The 18,619-nt window shown below is 70.5% G+C and carries 16 protein-coding genes and 1 pseudogene; 4 read left to right on the forward strand and 13 right to left on the reverse strand.

Annotated elements, in window-relative coordinates; all coding sequences use genetic code 11:
• Positions 1 to 60: 60 nt before the first annotated feature.
• The 8 genes and pseudogenes from QIS99_RS05005 to QIS99_RS05040 form a co-directional block, all read right to left on the reverse strand.
• Positions 61 to 462 (reverse strand): cytidine deaminase, encoded by a 402-nt coding sequence (locus QIS99_RS05005; RefSeq protein ID WP_282510872.1) that lies wholly within the window; start codon positions 460 to 462, stop codon positions 61 to 63.
• Positions 459 to 1,724 carry an ABC transporter permease gene (locus QIS99_RS05010; RefSeq protein ID WP_282510874.1) on the reverse strand — a complete coding sequence of 422 codons (1,266 nt, stop codon included), beginning with the start codon at positions 1,722 to 1,724 and terminating at the stop codon, positions 459 to 461. Before QIS99_RS05010 ends, QIS99_RS05005 begins: the two co-directional genes overlap by 4 nt.
• Positions 1,721 to 2,893, reverse strand: coding sequence for an ABC transporter permease (locus QIS99_RS05015; RefSeq protein WP_282510876.1), 1,173 nt, complete (start codon positions 2,891 to 2,893; stop codon positions 1,721 to 1,723). Before QIS99_RS05015 ends, QIS99_RS05010 begins: the two co-directional genes overlap by 4 nt.
• Positions 2,890 to 4,554: an ABC transporter ATP-binding protein gene (locus QIS99_RS05020; RefSeq protein WP_282511392.1), complete on the reverse strand. Its 1,665-nt coding sequence runs from the start codon at positions 4,552 to 4,554 to the stop codon at positions 2,890 to 2,892. Before QIS99_RS05020 ends, QIS99_RS05015 begins: the two co-directional genes overlap by 4 nt.
• A gap of 129 nt (positions 4,555 to 4,683) precedes the next feature.
• Complete coding sequence (locus tag QIS99_RS05025) at positions 4,684 to 5,730, reverse strand: BMP family lipoprotein (RefSeq protein WP_282510879.1); 1,047 nt, start codon at positions 5,728 to 5,730, stop codon at positions 4,684 to 4,686.
• A gap of 218 nt (positions 5,731 to 5,948) precedes the next feature.
• Positions 5,949 to 7,013, reverse strand: coding sequence for a BMP family lipoprotein (locus QIS99_RS05030; RefSeq protein ID WP_408909482.1), 1,065 nt, complete (start codon positions 7,011 to 7,013; stop codon positions 5,949 to 5,951).
• 257 nt (positions 7,014 to 7,270) lie between these two features.
• Positions 7,271 to 8,509, reverse strand: coding sequence for a M20 family metallopeptidase (locus QIS99_RS05035; protein ID WP_282511394.1), 1,239 nt, complete (start codon positions 8,507 to 8,509; stop codon positions 7,271 to 7,273).
• 174 nt (positions 8,510 to 8,683) lie between these two features.
• Positions 8,684 to 9,514: pseudogene (locus QIS99_RS05040) on the reverse strand (DUF5753 domain-containing protein).
• On the opposite strand from QIS99_RS05040, the gene QIS99_RS05045 reads away from it, so the two are divergent.
• Positions 9,503 to 10,645 (forward strand): methyltransferase domain-containing protein, encoded by a 1,143-nt coding sequence (locus tag QIS99_RS05045; protein ID WP_282510885.1) that lies wholly within the window; start codon positions 9,503 to 9,505, stop codon positions 10,643 to 10,645. The pseudogene QIS99_RS05040 and the gene QIS99_RS05045 overlap by 12 nt on opposite strands.
• A gap of 201 nt (positions 10,646 to 10,846) precedes the next feature.
• On the opposite strand, the gene QIS99_RS05050 is transcribed toward QIS99_RS05045, so the two are convergent.
• Entirely contained in the window at positions 10,847 to 11,194 is a 348-nt protein-coding gene (locus QIS99_RS05050; protein WP_282510887.1) for a hypothetical protein, read from the reverse strand.
• Positions 11,195 to 11,635: 441 nt separating this feature from the next.
• On the opposite strand from QIS99_RS05050, the gene QIS99_RS05055 reads away from it, so the two are divergent.
• The 3 genes from QIS99_RS05055 to QIS99_RS32415 all read left to right on the forward strand — a co-directional run bounded on the left by QIS99_RS05055 (position 11,636) and on the right by QIS99_RS32415 (position 13,607).
• Entirely contained in the window at positions 11,636 to 11,944 is a 309-nt protein-coding gene (locus QIS99_RS05055) for a putative quinol monooxygenase (RefSeq protein ID WP_282510889.1), read from the forward strand.
• 5 nt (positions 11,945 to 11,949) lie between these two features.
• The gene (locus tag QIS99_RS05060) at positions 11,950 to 13,188 is read left to right on the forward strand and encodes a helix-turn-helix domain-containing protein (protein ID WP_282510891.1); all 1,239 of its coding nucleotides are present in this window, start codon (positions 11,950 to 11,952) and stop codon (positions 13,186 to 13,188) included.
• Positions 13,189 to 13,286: 98 nt separating this feature from the next.
• Complete coding sequence (locus tag QIS99_RS32415) at positions 13,287 to 13,607, forward strand: SUKH-3 domain-containing protein (protein WP_282510893.1); 321 nt, start codon at positions 13,287 to 13,289, stop codon at positions 13,605 to 13,607.
• A gap of 24 nt (positions 13,608 to 13,631) precedes the next feature.
• Here QIS99_RS32415 and QIS99_RS05070 read toward each other — a convergent pair whose 3' ends face one another.
• From QIS99_RS05070 to QIS99_RS05085, 4 genes are all read right to left on the reverse strand, one after another.
• A complete protein-coding gene (locus QIS99_RS05070; RefSeq protein ID WP_282510896.1) occupies positions 13,632 to 14,768 on the reverse strand; it encodes a hypothetical protein in 1,137 nt (378 codons plus the stop codon).
• Between the two features lie 64 nt (positions 14,769 to 14,832).
• Positions 14,833 to 15,789 carry an N-acetylneuraminate synthase family protein gene (locus QIS99_RS05075; RefSeq protein ID WP_282510898.1) on the reverse strand — a complete coding sequence of 319 codons (957 nt, stop codon included), beginning with the start codon at positions 15,787 to 15,789 and terminating at the stop codon, positions 14,833 to 14,835.
• Positions 15,790 to 15,800: 11 nt separating this feature from the next.
• Entirely contained in the window at positions 15,801 to 17,117 is a 1,317-nt protein-coding gene (locus tag QIS99_RS05080; RefSeq protein ID WP_282510900.1) for an N-acylneuraminate cytidylyltransferase, read from the reverse strand.
• Positions 17,118 to 17,182: 65 nt separating this feature from the next.
• Positions 17,183 to 18,502: a DUF6716 putative glycosyltransferase gene (locus QIS99_RS05085; RefSeq protein WP_282510901.1), complete on the reverse strand. Its 1,320-nt coding sequence runs from the start codon at positions 18,500 to 18,502 to the stop codon at positions 17,183 to 17,185.
• Positions 18,503 to 18,619 lie beyond the last annotated feature (117 nt).

Below are 18,619 nucleotides of genomic sequence, written 5' to 3' on the forward strand. Positions count from 1 at the left end.
GACCCCCGCTCCTCAAACGCCGGAGGGGCTGATTTTGCCCCGATAGGGGCGGGGAGGGGATCAAGAAAGGTGCCCGGGGCCGAAAGGCTGGGGGAGCATCTCCGCGAGCGGGAGGACCCCCTCGGGCGTCTCCAACAGCAGCCCGGCCCCGCCGAATTCGTACAGCAACTGCCGACACCGCCCGCACGGCACGAGGACCGCCCCCTCCCCGTCCACACACGTGAAGTGGGTCAACCGCCCCCCGCCGGAGAGCCGCAGCGCCGACACCAGCCCGCACTCCGCGCACAACCCGATGCCGTACGACGCGTTCTCCACGTTGCAGCCGCTGACCACCCGGCCGTCGTCGACCAGGGCCGCCGCGCCGACCGGGTAGCCCGAATACGGGGCGTACGCAAGGGACATGGCGTCCCGGGCGGCGACGCGCAGGGCGTCCCAGTCGACGTCGACGACGGCCTCGGTCATGTGCCTTGTCCCCTTCGGTACGGCTTGCCGTTCGCCCTCGGCATCCGCAGGCGCTGCGCGGACAGGGAGAGGACGAGGAGGGTCACCACGTACGGCGTGGCGGTGACGACCTGGGTCGGCACCTGCTTCGTGGTGGCGTACCAAGCAAACACCAGGCCCGACACCAGGACGGCGAGCACCGCGCCGACGTACTTCTTGCGCACCGCCAGCCAGATCGCGCCGATCAGGACGAGGATCGCGATCAGGAGCAGCAGGGCGTGCACGTTCTCCGTGCCGCCGCGCAGCTTGAGGCTGTCGGTGTAGCCGAACAGGCCCGCGCCGAGGGCGAGTCCGCCGGGCATCCAGTTGCCGAAGATCATCGCGGCGAGGCCGATGTACCCTCGGCCGCCGGTCTGGCCCTCCAGGTAGAAGGGGTTGGCGACGATCGAGAGGAACGCCCCGCCGAGGCCGGCCAGGCCGCCGGAGATGATCACGGCGAGGTACTTGTACTTGTAGACGTTGACGCCGAGGGACTCGGCGGCCGTCGGGTTCTCGCCGCAGGAGCGCAGCCGCAGGCCGAACGAGGTGCGCCACAGAATCCACCAGCTGACCGGGACCAGCGCGAGCGCGACCAGGGTGAGCGGCGACATCCGCGTGACCAGGCCGCCGAGGAGGCCCGCCACGTCGGAGAGCAGGAACCAGCCCTTGTCGTTCAGGGTCTCCAAACCGTCGGAGAGTCCGGGGACCGTGAACTGGCCGAGCGACTCCACCGGCGGCGACTGCTTGGACGTGCCCTGCGGGACGCCCTCGAAGGCGAACGCGGAGACGTACCGGGTGGCGCCGAGGGCGAGGATGTTGATGGCCACACCGGAGACGATGTGGTTGACGTTGAACGTGACCGTGACGATCGCGTGCACCAGTCCGCCGAGCGCGCCGCCCGCGATGCCCGCGAGGACGCCGATCCACGGCCCCCACTGGTAGCCCGCCCAGGCGCCGAACCAGGTGCCGAGGATCAGCATGCCTTCGAGGCCGATGTTGATGATGCCGGCCCGCTCGGCCCACAGGCCGCCGAGGCCCGCCATGCCGATCGGCACGGCCAGCTTGAGCGCGGTGGACATCTGGCTGACGTTGGTGATGCCGTCGGCGCCGGTGACGATGCGGACGAGCGAGGTGAGCGCCAGTACGCCCGCGATGATCAGCAGGAGTACGGGGAGCGTGACCCGGCGGCGGGCGGGCGCGGATGCGGCGGCGGGCCGCTTGTCGAGGGCGGGTGCCGTGCTCATCGGGCCGCCACCTCCTTGTCGTTGTCGTCCCCGGAGGTGCCGGTGGAGCCGTCGGTGCCGTCGGTGCCGTCGGTGCCGTCGGTGCCGATGACGTGGCCCGCGGCGATCTCCTCGCCGACGCGCTGCTGCTGGCGGCGCAGGCCCCAGCGGCGTACGGCCTCGTAACTGACCACGACCGCGATGACGATCAGGCCCTGCATGATGACGGCGATCTCGGTGTCGTAGCCGCGGTAGTCCAGCTCCGCCGAGGCCTTGTCCAGGAAGGCCCAGAGCAGCGAGGCGAAGGCGATGCCGACGGGCCCGCCGCGGCCGAGGAGCGCGATGCCGATGGCGGTGAAGCCGAGCGACGTCGGGAACGACAGGCTGTACGTGTGCGTGTCGTTGAGCAGCGTCGGCATGCCCGCGAGGCCCGCGACCGCGCCGGAGAGCAGCATCGCCGTGAGAACCATCCGCTTGGCGTTGACCCCGCTGGCCGCGGCGGCGGACTCGGAGGCGCCGGTGGCCCGCAGGTCGAAGCCGAAGCGGGTGCGGTTGAGGATCACCCAGTACGCGACGCCGAGGGCGACGGCGACGAAGACGAAGCCGTACAGCTCACCGGCCGGGCCGAGGTCCAGGTTGGGGAACCAGCCGGAGTCGTGCATCTCGCCGGTGGTCTTGTTGTTGCCCTGCCGGACGCCGAAGAGCGAGGGCAGCGTGAAGTAGCCGATGACGGAGGTCGCGATGGAGTTCAGCATGATCGTCGAGACGACCTCGCTGACGCCCCGGGTGACCTTGAGGAGACCCGCGATCCCGGCCCAGAACGCGCCGGTCAGCGCCGCCACCAGGATCAGCAGCGGCAGCTGCAGCGCGCCCGGCAGCGCGACCTTGGCGCCGACGACGGCGGTGACCATGGCGGCGAGCCGGTACTGGCCCTCGACTCCGATGTTGAACAGGTTCATGCGGAAGCCGATGGCGACCGCGAGCGCCGCGATGTAGTACCCGGAGGCGGCGTTGATGATCAGGACCTGGATGTCGGCGTAGCCGGCCTGCTCCAGCATGATCGCGTACGGCTCGAACGGGCTCCTGCCCGAGGCGAGCAGCACCACCGAGGTGAGCAGCACGGCGACGACCAGGGCGATCACCGGTCCCGCCAGGCCGAGGAGCAGCCGCTCCCTGTCGAACTTCTTCATCGGGCCTCGTCCTCCGGGGCGGCGGCGTCTTCGGTGTTCTCCGGCCGGGCGGCGGCTTCGGTGGGCGACTGCTCGGGGGCGTCGTCCGGGTGCTCAAGGTGCCCCGAAGCCGCGCCCGTCATCGCGGAGCCCAGCTCCTCCGGGGTGATGGTTGCCGGGTCGGCGTCGGCGACGAGCCGGCCTCGGTAGATCACCCGCAGCGTGTCGGAGAGGCCGATCAGCTCGTCCAGGTCGGCGGAGATCAGCAGAACGGCCAGGCCCTCGCGGCGGGCCTCGCGGATCTGGTCCCAGATCTGCGCCTGCGCGCCGACGTCCACACCGCGGGTGGGGTGGGCCGCGATCAGGAAGCGCGGCGTGTGGCTCATCTCGCGGCCGACGATCAGCTTCTGCTGGTTGCCGCCGGACAGTGAGGCCGCGGTGACGTCGATGCCGGGGGTGCGTACGTCGTACTCCTCGACGATGCGCCGGGTGTCCGCCTGGGCCGACTTGGGGTCGAGCCAGACGCCCTTGCTGTTGGGCTTCTCGGTGACATGGCCGAGGATGCGGTTCTCCCAGAGGGGGGACTCCAGGAGCAGGCCGTGGCGGTGCCGGTCCTCGGGGATGTAGCCGATGCCCTGCTCGCGGCGCTTGCGGGTGGGCCAGGAATTGATGTCCTCGGTCCCGCCCTCGGCCCTCACTTCGAGTGCGGCCATGCGCAGCGTGCCGGAGTCGGCGTGCTTGAGGCCGATGAGCGCGTCGATGAGTTCGGTCTGGCCGTTGCCCTCGACGCCCGCGAGGCCGAGCACCTCGCCCTCGTGGATGGTGAACGAGATGTCGTCGAGCAGCGGGCGGCCGCCCTCGCCGAGCAGCCTGAGGTTCCTGACCTCGATGACCGGGCGGTCGGTGACGGTGGACTCGGCGGTCTCGGGGGTGGGCAGTTCGCTGCCGACCATCAGCTCGGCGAGCTGCTTGGTGGTGGTCTCGGACGGTACGACGGTGCCGACCGTCGTACCGCGCCGGATCACGGTGATCTCGTCGGCCACGGACAGGACTTCGCCGAGCTTGTGCGAGATGAAGATGACCGACAGGCCCTCGGCCTTGAGCTCGCGCAGGTTGGCGAAGAGCGCGTCGACCTCCTGCGGGACGAGCACCGCGGTGGGCTCGTCGAGGATCAGGGTGGTGGCGCCGCGGTAGAGGACCTTGAGGATCTCCACGCGCTGCCGGTCGGCGACGCCGAGGCTCTCCACGAGGGCGTCGGGGCGGGCCCCGAGGCCGTACCGCTCGGAGAGGTCGACGATCTTGGCGCGGGCCTTGGCGCCGATGCCGTGCAGCTTCTCGCTGCCGAGGACGACGTTCTCCAGGACGGTGAGGTTGTCGGCGAGCATGAAGTGCTGGTGCACCATGCCGATGCCGCGCTCGATGGCGTCGCCGGGCGAGGCGAACGTGACCTGCTTCCCGTCGACGGCGATGGTGCCCTCGTCCGGCTTCTGCATGCCGTAGAGGATCTTCATCAGGGTGGACTTGCCGGCGCCGTTCTCCCCGCAGAGGGCGTGCACGGTGCCCTTGCGGACGGCGAGGTCGATGTCGTGGTTGGCGACGACGCCGGGGAACCGCTTGGTGATTCCGGTGAGTCGGACGGCGTTGGCCGTTCCCGCCTCCGGCGGGCTGCTGGACGTGGCGATGGCGCACTCTCCTGGGAACGGGGGCCATCTACACGCGTAGCGCCCCTACTCGGTGCCGGACGGTCGGCCAGCGGGGCGCCGGGAGGACGGATCCTCCCCACGCCCCGCTCCGTACCGGTGGCCCTGTCGTTACGGCTTGGCCTTGACCTTGATGTCGCCGTTGACGATGCCCTCCTCGGCCTTCTTCACGGCCTCCTGGATCGCGGCGTTGTTCGCGAACTTCGGGTTGGAGTCGGACAGTGCCACCTCGCCCGACTTCAGGTCGCCGCGCACGATGCCGGTGGTGGGCTTGCCATCCTGCACCGACTTGGCCAGGTTGAACACGGCCTGGGCGACGTCCTTGGTGGCGGACGTCAGGATGTACTCCTTGTAGGCGGCGAGCGGCTTCTGCTTGTACTGGTCCGAGTCCACCCCGATGGCCCACTTCTTGGCCTTCGCGGCGGCCTCGATCACGCCCTGGCCGGAGAGGCCCGCCGCGTGGTACACGACGTCGGCGCCCTTCTCGATCTGCGCCTCGGCGGCGGCCTTGCCCTTGTCGGGGCTGGTGAAGCCGCCCTCGGCGGCGGTCTGCGTGAGGTACTGCTTCTCGACCTCGATCTTCGGGTCGGTGTCCTTGACGCCCTGCGTGAAGCCCGCCTCGAACTTGTGGATCAGCGGTACGTCCACACCGCCCACGAAGCCGACGTGCTGGGTCTTGGTGGCCTTGGCGGCGGCGACACCGGCGAGGTAGGAGGCCTCCTGCTCGCTGAAGACCAGGGACGCGACGTTCTTCGCCTTGATGGTGGCGTCGTCGACGATGCCGAAGGTGACCTTCGGGAACTTCTCCGCGGCCTCCTTCACGGCGGGCGCGTACGCGTAGCCGACGCCGATCACCGGGTTGTAGCCCTGCTTCGCCAGGGAGACCAGGCGCTGCGTCTTGTCCGCGTCGGACTCGCCGTCCTTGGGCTCGACGGCCGTGCCCTTGTACTTGAACTCCTTCTTCGCCCGCTCCATGCCGGCGGTCGCGGCGTCGTTGAAGGACTGGTCGCCCTTGCCGCCGACGTCGTACGCGATGCCGATGCCCTTGGACTCGCCGCTGCCGGACGCGTCCTTGGAAGTGCCGCCGCAGGCGGAGACGGTAAGGGCGAGAGCGGCGGACGCCACGCCCGCGACCGCTATTCGGGAAACCCGGCGCATGTGAAGTGCTCCTTCGTACAAGCGCCGACAAGAGGGGTTCGACGCTGACTCCGCCGCAGATTAACGCGCGTAGACCGGCGAAAGAAGACCTTCCGGCAAACCCGTTATCGGGATGTGTCGAAGGGCCTGCCGGAGCGCGCCGGGGGCTTGCCGTACGCGAACGGGCGGGCACCCGGTGTCCTCCCGGATGCCCGCCCGACGACGGTTGCGGTACGCGCCTACGGCGTGGTCGCGACCTTGATCTTCCCGGCGATGATGTCCTTCTTCGCCCGGTCGACGGCGGCCTTCAGGCCCGGGATCTTCGCGAACTCCGGGTTGGACTCGGTGACCCCGACGCCGCCCTCCTTCAGCGAGAACCGCTGCACCCCGCTGAGCGGCTTGCCGTCCTCGACCGACTTGGCCAGGGCGAACACGGCGCCGCCGACGTCCTTCGTGGCGGAGGTGAGGATGTACCGCTTGTACTTGCTCAGCGCCTTCTGCCGGTACTGGTCCGAGTCGACGCCGATCGCCCACTTCTTGGCCTTCGCGGCGGCCTCGACGACGCCCTGGCCGGAGAGCCCGGCGGCCTGGTAGATGACGTCGGCGCCCTTCTCGATCTGCGCCTCGGCGGCGGCCTTGCCCTTGTCCGGGCTGGAGAAGCCGCCCTCCTGAGGGGTCTGGGTCAGATACTGCTTGACCAGCTTCACGCTCGGGTCGGTGTCCTTGACGCCCTGCGCGAAGCCGGCCTCGAACTTGTGGATCAGCGGGATGTCCACGCCGCCGACGAAGCCGACGGTCCTGGACTTGCTCGCCTTGGCCGCGGCGACCCCCGCGAGGTACGAGCCCTGCTCCTCGTTGAACACGAGCGCGGCCACGTTGTCCGCCTTGACGGTGGCGTCGTCGACGATGCCGAACGTCGTGTCCGGGTAGGCCGCCGCGGCCTCCTTGGTGGCGTTGGCGTAGATGAAGCCGATGCCGACGACCGGGTCGTACCCCTGCTTGGCCAGCTGTTTGAGGCGTTGCACCTTGTCGGCGTCGGACTCGCCGTCCTTGGGCTCGACGGCCTCGCCCTCGTAGCCGAATTCGGCGCGCGCCTTCTCCAGGCCCGCGTAGGCGGCGTCGTTGAAGGACTGGTCGCCCTTGCCGCCGATGTCGAAGGCGATGGCCATGCCCTTGTCGCCCTGCCCGTCCGAGCTTTCCCCCGAGGTTCCGCCACAGCCGGTGGCGACGAGAGCGAGCGTGGCGACGGCCACGGCGGTACGCGCACATCTGCGAGCAATACGAGTGTGAGTGAAACGAGGCATTCGACGCATTGGAAGCACCCCTTCATCCCCGACGCGCCGCTGCGGGCGCCGATGTTGGGCGCACCGTAACGCGCGTAGAAGCAACGGACGCCCCCGTTGTCCGCGCCGTTACCGAAACGTTCCGCCGCATGGGATACGACGGCACGGAACCGGGGCGGAACCCGGGTTGCTACGGCACGGAACCGGGACGGAACCCGGGTTTCTACGCCACGGAACCGGGACGGAGCCCGGGGCGCTACGGCACGGACCCGGGGGCGCTACAGACGGGCGTCGAGCAGTGCCGCCGCGGTGAACAGCTCCACGCCCACGGTGATGGCGTGCTCGTCGGCGTCGAAGTCGCCCTGGTGGAGGTCGCGTACGGTGCGCTCGCCCGGAACGCGGACGCCGAGGCGGGCCATGGCGCCGGGCACGTGCTCCAGGTACCAGGAGAAGTCCTCGCCGCCGAGGCTCTGCTCGGTGTCCTCGACGCTGTGCGTCCCGCGCCGCGCGGCCATCGCGTCGCGCAGCAGCTCGGTGACCTCCGGGTCGTTGACGACGGGCGGGACGCCGCGAATGTAGTTGATCTCCGACTTGGCGCGGTGCAGGTCGGCGATCTCCTGGATCGCCCCGTGCACCAGGTCGGGCGCCGCCCGCCACGCGTCGAGGTCCAGGCAGCGCACGGTGCCGGAGAGTTCGGCGTGCTGCGGTACGACGTTGCAGGCGTGCCCGGACTCGATCCGCCCCCAGGTCACGGCGAGCCCCGAGCGGGCGTCGACCCGCCGGCCCACGAGCGCGGGCACGTCGGTGACGACCTTCGCGGCGGCGGTGACGAGGTCGGTGGTGAGGTGCGGCCGCGCGGTGTGCCCGCCGGGCCCGTCGAGGGAGACTTCGAGGCGGTCGCAGGCCGAGGTGATGGGCCCGTGCCGCAGCCCGATCCGGCCGGCGTCGACCCGCGGATCGCAGTGCACGGCGATGATCCGCCCGACCCCGTCGAGCACCCCGGACTCGATGGCGTCCGGCGCCCCGCCCGGCAGCACTTCCTCGGCGGGCTGGAAGATCAGCCGTACGGGCGCGGGGAGCCGTCCCTCCTTGTGGAGTTCGGCGAGTACGAGCCCGGCGCCCAGCACCACCGCCGTATGCACGTCGTGCCCGCAGGCGTGCGCGCGGTCGGGGACGGTGGACCGGTACGGGGCGCCGGCCTTGGTGTCCGGAATGGGCAACGCATCAATGTCGGCCCGCAGGGCGAGCACGGGGCGTTGTGCGTCGGGTACGCCGATGTCGCACACGAGCCCGGTCCCGGTGTCGAGCACGCGGGGCGCGAGCCCGGCCTGCTCAAGCCTCGCCCTGAGGGCGGCGGTCGTCCGGAACTCCTGGTTCCCCAGCTCGGGGTGCATGTGCAAGTCACGCCGGAACGCGATGAGTTCGACGCGGAGCTCTTCGGAGAGTACGCCGGGCAGCAACTCGGCCACTGAGGCGACGGCGGCTGGGGCTTCGGAGGGGTCGGACTCGCGGGACATCAGTTGGTTCACCCTGCGAAGGGTAGGGCGGTTCCGGGGTCAACTAGCCCACGATCAACAAAACTTCAGCCAGATTGACGTAAGAAAGTGGGGTGGGGTGGGTATGGGTGGGGGGTTTGGGGGGTATGAACTTTGGTCTTCTTACGGGCGGCAACGGTGCGCCGACGCGGCCGATCAGGCCAAGGACGCAACCGCATCGGCGATGAGGGCCCGACTCGCCGCTCCTCGTACAGCCTGTTGCGAGAGACGTTCGAAGGCGCGGGCATACAGCTCGACCTGGCTCGGCTGGGTGAGCGTAGAGGCGGCGTCCAGGGTGTCGGCGTGCACTCTCCGGTTGTCGAAGATCGTGAAGGTCGGCATGGGCCAAACGGCCCGATGCGCCGCGAGCGGGACGACGCCCACGGCGACGTTCTGCAGGTCCATGGCCCCGAGTAGGTGGCCGAGCTGCGCTGCCATGGTTTCGGCGCTGCACAGCCGGTAGCGCAACACTGATTCCTCCAGCACGAACGAGAACCGGCGACCGCCCTGCTCAACACTCGTTACGCCGCATGCGGGCTGCAATGGCCTCGCTCACGTCGTCCGGGTTACCCGGAAATCCGCGATGGAGGACAGCAACGCGGTGGCGTACCCCGCCGTTTGGAGAAACCCGGGGATCACGTCGGACACATAGACGCGGAAGGACTTGGTTTCTCGGTAAAGGTCACCGGTGCTCTCCTGCAGTCGCCGCAGGCCGGCCCGCTGAAGGCGGCTCCACTCCACATGCGCTTCAGCGGACTGCCGATTGGCCGCGATCAGAGGCCTGGCCCTCCGCACCAGTCCCGCACTCCGCTCAGCGAGCCGCAGCGACCCGACGCCGAGCGGGCGCGAGAAGCACGCCGCACCAACACGGGAGGAAACATGGGAAAGCACGGCGGCAAGCCCGCACCGATCAAGCCGTGGACGCCACCCCCTACCCCGCCCAACCCGGACGGCAACGGAGGCCGATAGTTCCTCATGACGTACCACCGCACCGTGTGCGAGACCGCACTGGAGACCACGGGGGCCTTCCGGTCCCCGTGGCTCCGTGCCGCCTTCCGCACCGTTGAGCGCACCGACTTCGTGCCCGACCGCATCTGGCTCATCACCGCTGACGACGACGGCCTGTATCCGATGCTCGACAAGGCGGTGGACGAGCCGGCGTGGCTGGCCGCCGTATGGGACCCGCACCGGTCTGTCGTGACCCAGCTCGATGACGGCGCCACCGCGGCGACCGGCCCTGCGTCGGGCGGTTTCACCTCGTCGGTGTCGGCGCCGGACATCGTGTTCGAGAAGCTGAACCAGCTCGACCTCGAACCCGGGCACCGCGTCCTGGAGATCGGTCTCGGCTCGGGCTACAACACCGCGTTGCTGTCTGAGCGCGCAGCGGCCGTCACGAGCATCGACATCGACCCGGATCTCGTCGATGCCGCCACCGCACGGCTCAGGCGCGCCGGATACCCGGCCCGGACCGTCTGCGGTGACGGACTGGCCGGCTACGGCCACGACGCCCCGTACGACCGGATCATCGCGACCGCGTCCGTACACGGCATTCCCGACGCGTGGCGCGAGCAGGCCGCCGACGGAGCGGTCGTCCTCACCCCGTTCAACACCGCCTTCGAGGACGGCGGCCTGCTAAAGCTCCGGGCCCAGGGCGGCGTCCTGTCGGGTACTTTCGTCGGCTCTGCGAGCTATATGCCCGTGCGCGCGCACCGGTGGCGTCACCGCCTCCCGTCCCTGGATGCCTACGCCCAGTCCGCGTCACCGATCGACCCGGCACGCGTCCTGGACGGCACGTGGGCGCAGAGCTTCACGCTCGGCCTGCACGTCCCCGACATCCACCGCACCGCCCGTTCCACCGAGGACGGGCGGCAGGCTCAACTCTGGGACACGGGCGGCACGTCGGTCTCCGTCGTCGACTACGCCGCCTGGCGTGAGGGGGCCGCCGTCACGCAGTGGGGCCCGCGCAACCTGTGGGCGGAGGTCGTTGCCGCGTACGCGACCTGGCGCACGAACGGACAGCCGCATGTCACCCGCTACGGACTCACCTACGACGACGCAGGGAGAACCCTGTGGTTCGACGCCCCGGACAACCCGGTCCACTCCTGCCCTCACCAGTAAGTGGACACAACGCTACGACAGTTGGGCACTCCTGGACTGATCGCACCGAAGAACCCGGAGAACTCGGAGAACTCGGAGAACCGTCTCACCACCGAAGAGCACGATCGCTGCCGCCCCAGGACTGAACCACCTGGCCTTCCGCGCCGAGGTGAAGCGCAGCCCTCGCGTCCCGGTCACGATCGGGGCGCGAGGGCCGGCGCCTCAGATTCCACACTGCGGGTCAGCCCTGCCCGGATCACGCATCGAACCATCACCGTCGAACGCAGCTGCCCGCAGCCGATCGCCCCTGCTGACGGCGATGCGGCACACGTCTCGCAGGGAATGCGTCATGCAGTCCACCAGGAAATTCAATTGGGCGCGGGTCACCTCCTCGTCCGCTCTCATCTCCGCCGCGTGGTCGAGCAGCTCATCGGCCATGTCGAGTTGTACGGATTCGACGTTGTCGGCGACGCGGGAGACGTGACTGGAGCCGGTGCCGTCGCCGATGAGGTAGCAGGGCTTACCCTCCGGGCTCGACCAGGGGAGGAGGCGTACGGCGTGGTGGGTCACGGCGTCACCTCCACCCCGTGGATCCGGCTCGGGCCCACGTCGATGCCGTACGAGGAGAGCAGCAGGGCCCGGCGCCGGGCGCGCTGGAGGCGGGCGGTGTCCACGTGCACGGCTGGAGCGGGCGTGGAGCACGCGGCACAGAGCGGGGAGCTCTGGGCGGCAGGACCTGCGCGCCGTGGCCGATGACGGCCGGTCGGCGGGAGCAGCAGCCGTAGCACGGGCTCTAAGCAGCGGGCGATAAAGTTCAGCACGTCGACCTGCTTCCGTCAGGTTGGCCATGCCCCCGGGCCGTTGACGCGGCCGCGGGGGCTCCTTCATGACGCCGAGTAGTGGCGCCGTCACCACATTAGTAACAGAAAAATTGCTAGTCAAGCAAAATTGGCACTATTCACAGGACGAACCGCCTGGGACTCTGACTGCGACTACAACAGAGGAGTTCGGGTGCACACAGGTTTCGGACTGGTGGTCCGCTTCACCCTGCGCGAGGGTTCGGAAGACGCCTTCGATGCGCTGACCGCGAAGACCCTCGAAGGCATCAGAGCCGCCGAGCCCGGCACGACGCTCTACGTGACCCACCGCGTACCGGACGAGCCGCGCGTGCGGGTCTTCTACGAGCTGTACGAGGAGCAGGCGGCATTCGCGGTGCACGAACAGCAGCCGCACGTGCAGCACTTCCTTAGCGAGCGGGAGCGTTACGTTGACCGGACCGAGGTGACCTTCCTGGCCGCCGTCGACGGAAAGGTGCAGTGAACCCAGTGACCGACGAGGGACAGCGGACGTTCGGTGGCCGCATTGCCCGGCTGCGGGCCGAACGCGGCATGACACAGAAGCAGTTCGCCGCCGAGATCGGGCGGACGCCGAGTTGGTTGTCCCAGGTGGAGCGAGGCGTCCAGCCGGTCAACCGCCTTGACGTACTGCGGCTGTTGGCCGACGCCCTCGGCGTCTCTGTACAGGAGCTGCGCCCGGACGCCCCGCAGGAGAACAGCTCACACGCACCCGTTCCGGTGCCGAACGACCTCGACCAGGCCAGGCTGTTGATCTCCGGCCATCCCGCGCTCGATGTGCTGCTCGGCACGCAACCGCCCTACGACAGAACGGACTTGGCCGATCTGCGCACGGCTGTGGACGAGATCTGGCAGCTCGCCCACAGCAACCGGTACGCGGAGCTGAGTACCGAGCTCGGGCGCATCCTGCCGCGCCTCGAACGCGCTGCCCGGACCGCCGTCGCGAAGGACCGGCCCGAGGCATACTCGCTCCTGGCACGCGCCTACCAGGCCCTCTCCGCCGCATTCGTCCGCCAGAACGAGGCGGACGCCGCCTGGGTGGCAGCGGACCGCTCGATCAGCGCGGCCGAGCGGTCCGGGCGTCCGCTCGATGGGTTCGCCGGCATCTTCCGGCTGGCGCACGCGTTCGTCCGGCTGGGGCGCTACGACCAGGCCGAGCATGCGGCCCGTTCGGCGATCAGTGCCCTGCGGCGGTACACGGACGACCCCGAGCGCGCCACCGAGGCGGCGCTGTCCCTGCTGGGCGCGCTGCATCTCGTACTCGCCCTGGTGTTTGCCCGTGCCAAGAACCGTACGGACGCGCGGAAGGAAATGGAGTGCGCCCGCCGCGTCGCCCGTCGGCTCGGCGAGGACAGGGACGACTTCGACCTTGAGTTCGGCCCGACCAATGTCGAGATCCAAGCCGTCTCGATCGCCGTGGATCTGGGCGACGCAGGCGAGGCGATCGACATCGGCGAGACGCTGGACGCCGCCCATCTCTCCGCCGAACGACAGGCCCGCCTGGCCATGGATCTCGGCCGCGCGCACGCGCAGCTCCGCCATGCGGGCGAGGCCATCCGCTGGTTCCTGCGCGCCGAGGAGCTGGCTCCCGAGATGGTCAAGTCGCACATCGCGGCCCGGTCCGCCGTCCGTGACCTCATGCTCGTCACGGGGCGCTCCGCACCCACCGAGCTGAAGCGACTGGCCGACCGAACCGATGCCATGGCCTGAGGGACACCGAGCAATCGGGGTGGTGCTCACGGCTTCCGGGCCGACGGCAGGGGAGGACGCGGCTCCCCGTCACGGCGTCGGGGCCGGCCGCTGCCACGGTGGTCCGGCGTGCTGCCAGGCCACCGGATCAGGGGAGTTCAGCATGGACAAGGACCAGTACATCGAGGTCGTCACCGCAACCGAGACGCGCGAGCGACGAGGACATCGAAGAGGTGGTCGAGTTCTCCCGGTCCGTCGGCGCGCCGCTCTTCCCCGTCGGTTACGAGACCTACGACGCGGCGACGTTCCTGATCGACCCCGACGAGCGGTGCTTCCTGCTGCATCACAGTGGGCCGCACTTCCTGGGGAAGGGGACGTGGCCCGCCCTCGACATGATCCGGAGAGGCGGGGCCGAGGAGGCGTGGGAGGACTTCGTGTAGTTCCGCTTGCCGTGGCCGCCGGCCTCAGCCCTTCCCCGTAGAAGACAACCGCCGCACCCCCCGAGCCGACCCCGTAACCCCCGAAAGGAACCCCTCCGCTCGCGGCGACGCGTGATCGGTCAGCCATGCTGGGTCGATGTCGCACACCGCGACCTCCACCTCCGTGCCCGCGAGCGCCAGCGGCAAAGTGTGGACGACCGTGGACGGGAAGCTCAGGATCGTGCGGCCGATGGGGCCTCGGCGGGCGATGAGTTCCAGGGGGAGGTCGGGGCGGACGATCTCCAGGCCCGTGGCGGAGGCCAACTCGTGGAGTTTTTCGGCGCTTTCGCGGCGGTGGGCGAAGTAGCGGGTGGCGTTGTGGGCGCGGGCGAGTTCCGTGACCGCCGTGAGGTAGCGGTCGGGGTCGACCACGCCCGTCTCGACCAGGGACGTGCCCACCAGGTCGGCGCCGCGGGTCAGGCGGGGCGGGCCGAAGCGGGCGCGGGTCCAGGCGAAGGTGTTCGGAGTGAGGCGTACGCCCTCGGGGATCTCGTCCACCGGCATCGACGAGAAGACCTCGACCGAGCTGGACGGGCCCGGCGTCAGGCGGCGGACCGCCGCCCGCGCGAAGGGGGCGAAGACCAGGTCGCGGGGGCCGGGGCGGCCGCCGCGGCGGTGCCAGCGCACCAGGCGTTCACCCCCCGCGAGTTGGGCGATGAACTCCATCGTGGCCGTGCCGTCGTCGACGACCACCAGGTCGCGGGCGCGGGTGATGGTGAGGAGGAGTTGTACGTAGCGGGAGAAGGGGTCGCCGATGACGATCCGGGCGGCTCGGCGCAGGTCGGGCGCGAGGGCGCCCACCGTCTTCAGGGGGGCGCCCGCTCCCCCGCGCGCCTCCTCCCAGCGCACCGCGTGCCCCTCGTCGCGGGCCAGTTCGGCGACGCGGCGGAGCTGGCCTCGGGACATCGGGTCCCGGGGGGAGAGGACGACGACCGTCAGGTCCCCCCGTGTGCCCATGCCGGCTCGTTGCGCGTCCGCGTGGGCCCACTCCAGGACGTTCAGGAGCTGGACCGGGCTCTCCACGAACGCGAGGGTGCCGCCGGGACGGCGGCCCGGGGCGCGGAGGTCAGGCGTGGCCTGCTCCGCGTCCCGGGTGGCGCCGTCGGGCCCGTGTTCGGACATCACCGCGAGGTGTCCCCGTATCCCATGGGTTCTGTGAGTTCCGTGAGTTCCGTGTGCCGGGTCGTCAGACCGCGACCGGCTCGCGGTCGGCGTCCGCAGCGGACTCCGTCTCGGCGACGACGCCCTCGACGCGGCGCAGCTTCTTCATCGGGCCGAGCTCCGACTCGTACACCTTCTTGACGCCGTCACCGAGGGACGCCTCGATGGTGCGGATGTCGCGGACCAGGCGGGTGAGGCCCTGCGGCTCCACCGACGCGGCCTGGTCGGAGCCCCACATGGCGCGGTCGAGGGTGATGTGGCGCTCGACGAAGGTGGCGCCGAGGGCGACCGCGGCGAGGGTGGTCTGCAGACCCGTCTCGTGGCCGGAGTAGCCGATCGGGACGTTCGGGTACTCGCCCTGGAGGGTGTTGATGACGCGGAGGTTCAGCTCCTCGGCCTTCGCCGGGTACGTCGACGTGGCGTGGCAGAGCAGGATGTTGTCCGAGCCCAGGACCTCCACGGCGTGGCGGATCTGGCGGGGCGTGGACATGCCCGTGGAGAGGATGATCGTGCGGCCCGTGGCGCGCAGCGCGCGGAGCAGCTCGTCGTCCGTGAGGGAGGCGGAAGCCACCTTGTGGGCCGGGATGTCGAACTTCTCCAGGAAGGCGACGGCCTCGGTGTCCCACGGGGAGGCGAACCAGTCGATGCCGCGCTTCTTGCAGTGGTCGGAGATGGCCTGGTACTCGGCCTCGCCGAACTCCACGCGGTGGCGGTAGTCGATGTACGTCATCCGGCCCCAGGGGGTGTCGCGCTCGATGTCCCACTGGTCGCGCGGGGTGCAGATCTCCGGGGTGCGCTTCTGGAACTTGACCGCGTCGCAGCCGGCCTCGGCGGCCACGTCGATCAGCTTGAAGGCGTTCTCCAGGTCACCGTTGTGGTTGATGCCGATCTCGCCGGTGATGTAGACGGGACGGCCGGGGCCCGCGGTCTTGTTGCCGAGGGTGCGCAGGCGGGACTGGGAGGCGGCGGACGATGCAGACATGAGGTGTTTCCTTAGCTGTTGAGGGAGTCGAGAGAAGGGCCGAGGATCCAGCTGGCGATCTCTCGGATCGCGCCTTCGCCACCGGGGACGGTGGTGACGGCGCGTGCGGCGCCGCGTACGACGTCGTGGGCGCTCGCGACCGCCACGGGCCAGCCGACGAGGGCGAAGCACGGGAGGTCGTTGACGTCGTTGCCGACGTAGAGCACGCGCTCAGGCGCGATGCCCTGCTCCTCGCACCACTGCTTGAGTGCGAGGTCCTTGCGGTCGATGCCGTGCAGGACCGGGATCTTGAGCTTCCGGGCCCGGGCGGCGACCACCGGGTTCTGTTCCGTGGACAGGATCAGCAGCGGGACGCCTGCCTTGCGCAGGGCCGCGATGCCGAGTCCGTCGCCGCGGTGCACGGCGACGACCTCCCGTCCCTCGGAGTCGATCAGCACCTTGTCGTCGGTCTGGGTGCCGTCGAAGTCGATGACGATCGCGTCCACGTCGGACGCGGTCGGGAGCTCCTCGCGGTCGAGGAGCGGGGCGAGCGCGCGGGCCCGCGCCAGGTCGTGCGGGTCGTCCACTTCGAGGACCCGCGCGGGATCGGTGCGGACGAGTTCCGTACGGCCGAAGAAGCGGTGCCGGTGCTCGCGGAAGCCGGGGGCGTCCATGGCGTACGCGGCACCGGTCTCCAGGAGGTCCTGCGGGCGGTCCTGGCGGCGCGGGCGGAACGACTTGTCGTGGTTGACGCCGTAGCCGCCGGCCGCCTCGATCACGGTGGCGGTGGCACCGGACGCGTTGCCGTCGACGGCGCGCCGGGCCCCGGCGGCCTGGTCCACCGCGCCCGTCGCCTCGTCCGCGCTGTCCCGCCACACGAAGCCGTGGAACGGGGCGACGGTCAGGGCGGTCTCGGCGCCCTGCTCGACGACCGCGGCGGCGACGCCGTCCACGTCCTCGCGGGTCAGGAACGGGCTGGTGCACTGCACGAGCAGGACCACGTCGACGGGCGAGCCGTGCAGCGCCTCGTGCGCGTCCATGGCGTGCAGGACGGCGGCCTCGGAGGTCGCCGTGTCCCCGGCGATCGCGGCGGGGCGCAGCACCACCTCGGCGCCTGCCTCACGGGCGACGGCCGCGATGGCCTGGTCGTCGGTGGAGACCACCACGTCGGTGATGTGCCGGGCGGCGCGGCACTCGCGTACGGCGCGGGCGACCAGCGGCGTACCGGCGACGGGGGCGAGGTTCTTGGCGGGTACGCCCTTGGAGCCGCCGCGTGCGGGGATCACGGCGAGAACGCGGCGCACGGGCGCGGCAGTTGGGCTCGGTCGACCCGGTTGCGAGGTGCTCATGGGCAGTTCTCCTTGGGGGGCGTCCGTACGGGGAGTCGTCGTACGGGAGGTCGTCGTACGGGGAGTCACAGCTCGCCCATCCGCCGGATCACCGGGGCGACGCGCTGCACCCCGTGCCGGTAGGCGCCGCGCGCGGCCTGCCGTACGACCTGGCGCACCGGCCCCGGCTCCTTCGCGGCGACGGGCGCGCCCGGCAGCGGGGCGCCGTCGGGCCCGAGGTGGTGCCGGGCGAGCACGCCGGGCTGGTAGCCGGGCGCGGTGACGGGCGTGTAGTACGGGTCGAGGGGCGGCATCCGGTCCAGGGCGGCCAGCTCGGCGACACGGGCGCGGGCCGCGTCGTACGCCCCGTCCACCTCGACGCCCTGCCGGGCCAGCCACACCTCGTCCGGCTCCGGCACGCGCCCCTCGTCCAGCTGGTCCCAGGAGGCGAGGCAGCCGGAGCCCACGAAGTGGTGGTTGCCGAGCGCCTCGCGCACCCCGAGGTCGGTGAGGACCGCGGTGGGGATGCGCCGGTGCAGGGACTCCAGGGCGGCGGTCGAGGAGACCGTGACGAGCAGGTCGGTGCGGTCCAGGACCTCGCCCATGTGCCCGTAGACGAGGCGGCAGTTGGCGGGCAGTCCGCCGGGGACCTTCTGCGCCAGCTTCTGGTACGGAAGCTCCTCGATGTGCGTGGTGTGCTCGCCGGGCCTGGAGCGCAGCTTGAGCAGCACCTCGCGCTGGGGGTGCCGGCGGGCGTGCGTCACCATCCGGTCGAGGAGGTAGGCGCGGTCCTTGCGGCTCTCCGGCACGGAGGGCTGCGCGGCGAAGACCACGGTGTACGGGTCGTGCTGCTCGTACGGTTCACCGCCCAGGAACGGCAGCGCGCACTCCACGACCGAGCCGGCGTCCGCGCCCACTCCCTCGTACACGGCGCGGAAACGCTCCGCGTCCTGGCGGGAGTTGGCGAGGACCAGGTCGGCGCCGTGGCGCAGCAGCAGGCCGTCGGCAAGCTTCTCGTAGACGACGCCGACATAGCCGGTGGCGACCACGGGGCGCTGCTCGCGGCCGCTCCAGCTGTGCGCGAGCCCGTGCAGGAGGGCCTGCACGGCGCCGCCGACCAGGGCGAGCACGACCAGGTCGTACGGCTCCTCGCCCTCGTGCCCCTGGCGTTCCATCTCGCGCAGGAACTCGACGGCGGTGACTTCGCGCAGCGTGTCGGCGCGCACCCCCACCTCGGCGAGCTGGCGGGGGGTGGGCGTCGCCCGGCCGCGGAGCAGGTAGCCGTCGAGGCGGATGTCCTGGCGACTGCCCTCGATCAGGCGGCTCGCGGTGAGCGAGCCCCACTTCCACCGGGTGTCGGAATCCGCGAGTACGGCGACCCGCTGCTTCTTCCTCGTACTTGGCACGTCGATGACGCTAGGAAGGAATTCGGAGGCGCGGCCTAATCCGAATACAACAAACGGTTAACAGCAGACCGCCGAACGGCCAACTGGCCCGCGAGAAAGGCCGGTTAACCATTCCGC

Origin of the sequence: Streptomyces solicavernae (genome assembly GCF_029968095.1) — a bacterium.
Lineage (GTDB): Bacteria > Actinomycetota > Actinomycetes > Streptomycetales > Streptomycetaceae > Streptomyces > Streptomyces solicavernae.

Coding starts and splice junctions, on each gene's coding strand:
- QIS99_RS05025 (WP_282510879.1), bottom strand. CDS start 5,730: ATGCGCCGGGTTTCCCGAATAGCGGTCGCGGGCGTGGCGTCCGCCGCT.
- QIS99_RS05005 (WP_282510872.1), bottom strand. CDS start 462: ATGACCGAGGCCGTCGTCGACGTCGACTGGGACGCCCTGCGCGTCGCC.
- QIS99_RS05015 (WP_282510876.1), bottom strand. CDS start 2,893: ATGAAGAAGTTCGACAGGGAGCGGCTGCTCCTCGGCCTGGCGGGACCG.
- QIS99_RS05070 (WP_282510896.1), bottom strand. CDS start 14,768: ATGTCCGAACACGGGCCCGACGGCGCCACCCGGGACGCGGAGCAGGCC.
- QIS99_RS05010 (WP_282510874.1), bottom strand. CDS start 1,724: ATGAGCACGGCACCCGCCCTCGACAAGCGGCCCGCCGCCGCATCCGCG.
- QIS99_RS05075 (WP_282510898.1), bottom strand. CDS start 15,789: ATGTCTGCATCGTCCGCCGCCTCCCAGTCCCGCCTGCGCACCCTCGGC.
- QIS99_RS05030 (WP_408909482.1), bottom strand. CDS start 7,013: ATGCCTCGTTTCACTCACACTCGTATTGCTCGCAGATGTGCGCGTACC.
- QIS99_RS05045 (WP_282510885.1), top strand. CDS start 9,503: ATGACGTACCACCGCACCGTGTGCGAGACCGCACTGGAGACCACGGGG.
- QIS99_RS05080 (WP_282510900.1), bottom strand. CDS start 17,117: ATGAGCACCTCGCAACCGGGTCGACCGAGCCCAACTGCCGCGCCCGTG.
- QIS99_RS05035 (WP_282511394.1), bottom strand. CDS start 8,509: ATGTCCCGCGAGTCCGACCCCTCCGAAGCCCCAGCCGCCGTCGCCTCA.